Source organism: Winogradskyella algicola, assembly GCF_005869935.1.
GTDB lineage: Bacteria > Bacteroidota > Bacteroidia > Flavobacteriales > Flavobacteriaceae > Winogradskyella > Winogradskyella algicola.
Genome location: NZ_SZQF01000018.1, coordinates 1 through 1646 on the forward strand (window position 1 = coordinate 1; position 1646 = coordinate 1646).

At 31.3% G+C, this 1646-nt stretch carries 2 protein-coding genes; both read left to right on the forward strand.

Annotated elements, in window-relative coordinates; all coding sequences use genetic code 11:
* The first annotated feature begins 284 nt into the window (after positions 1–284).
* Positions 285–827 (forward strand): hypothetical protein, encoded by a 543-nt coding sequence (locus FC091_RS15050; protein ID WP_138435200.1) that lies wholly within the window; start codon positions 285–287, stop codon positions 825–827.
* Positions 828–996: 169 nt separating this feature from the next.
* On the forward strand, positions 997–1521 hold the full coding sequence (locus FC091_RS15055; RefSeq protein ID WP_138435201.1) for a hypothetical protein: 525 nt from the start codon (positions 997–999) through the stop codon (positions 1519–1521).
* Positions 1522–1646: the final 125 nt, after the last annotated feature.

Sequence of the window (1646 nt, forward strand, 5' to 3'; positions counted from 1 at the left end):
TCTAAGTAGAAAAGAGAGGGGATTATCATTGTTGTCGAAGTTACAGCTTCACCGTGTATACTAATCTTAATCCTCTCTTTTGTGCTTTCTGGTTAATCTTCTAAATATAATGGATTGTAAACTTAAGCCGTGTATAGCTAATTGCTTTTTTGAGCTTACGTACGAAAATTCCGCTGGAATTTTCTCGCGTTTGTGAGTTTTTTGCTAACTTAGTCGCTTAACCACGCAACTAGACCATACACAAAACCGTTGCCCACCATTTAAAACGAAAAATGTACGCTAAATTGAAATACGTAATATTGACAATTCTAATCGCAGGTGTTGGATTTGGAACATTTAGTTATTTGAAGTTTACTGATTATGGAAATGACTATTTGAACTTTACTCAATCTGAATATCTTTTACCGACAATATTGATTGGATTAATAATTGTCTTCTTCTTTTTACCAAGAAGTTTAAAAACGAAAAATCGAATTTTGACATTTTCAGCTCTTGGAATTTCGGTTATTAATTTAATCTTATGTTTAAATCTAACGCTTAATTACTTTTCTATTAAGAGAACTAGTAAATTGTTGGTCGAATATAAAAACTTGAATTGCGAGCAAATGGATAAACGATTTGAAAAAGATTTAAAAAATGATGAGTTGAAATATTTTTCGTTTGGTTTGGTCGGTTCTGGAAATTTAACGAATAATCTAAAAAATTATAATGTTGAAAATTTTGATTTAGGGTGTTTAATTGACAATAATCTATTGTGCTATAATGAATTTATTAAGGAACATTTAAAAGAAAATGAAAATATTGAAATCACTCAGCTGATTGAATAAAAAACGGTGGGCAACACCATGTATCTTCAATGGCTAGGTTTGGGAGCTGAAATTTAAGGTTTAGGATTTATTTTCTAACTTTACGACTGAAAATTAAGGGTTGTGCTTTTTTGGTCGCCACTGAAAGATACACTTCCCGTTACCTGCAAGCTGAAAACCAACATAGAGAATGCCGAAAACTCTGTTCATTTTATTAGCACTAATTCTTATCTCGTGTGACTCGGAACCTGAAATAAGCAATCTAAAACATTGGACTTACGAAATTGACTCTGACTATGAACCAGAAATCACACCGCTGAATGACACGATAAAACCAATTGGATTGATAAAATTCGAAAGGACAAAGTTTATTAAAGACAAACAAAGAGAAGAAATTTATTTGGAAGATTGGTTTCCTTCAATAGATTTTGAAATCTATGACAAAACCGAATTAGAGCATTGTAAAAAAATATCACAAACTATGAAACTTTTTTCGAGTTGTGAAAATGCAACGGTTGGCGGAGACTTAATTTTGATAAATAATTATGTATTCGTAAATCGCGGACATTGTTTGAATTGTGTTCAATCGGAAAACGAGACGGATTATTGCCGACCAGTATTGAATTTAATATTTTCTGACTTGAATTTAACTGGAAGTCGGGATTTACGAGAAATAAATGAAAAAATTGGAATTAAAATTAAACGTAAAAAATAAAGCCAGCAGGTAACAAAGAACTGAGTTAAAAAACAAGCATTATTAAGCTAATTTTGAAACAAAGTTCTCGTCATATGGCAATCCTGATTTTGCAATAGCAAAAGCCTGTTTTAACAGTTTGTTTG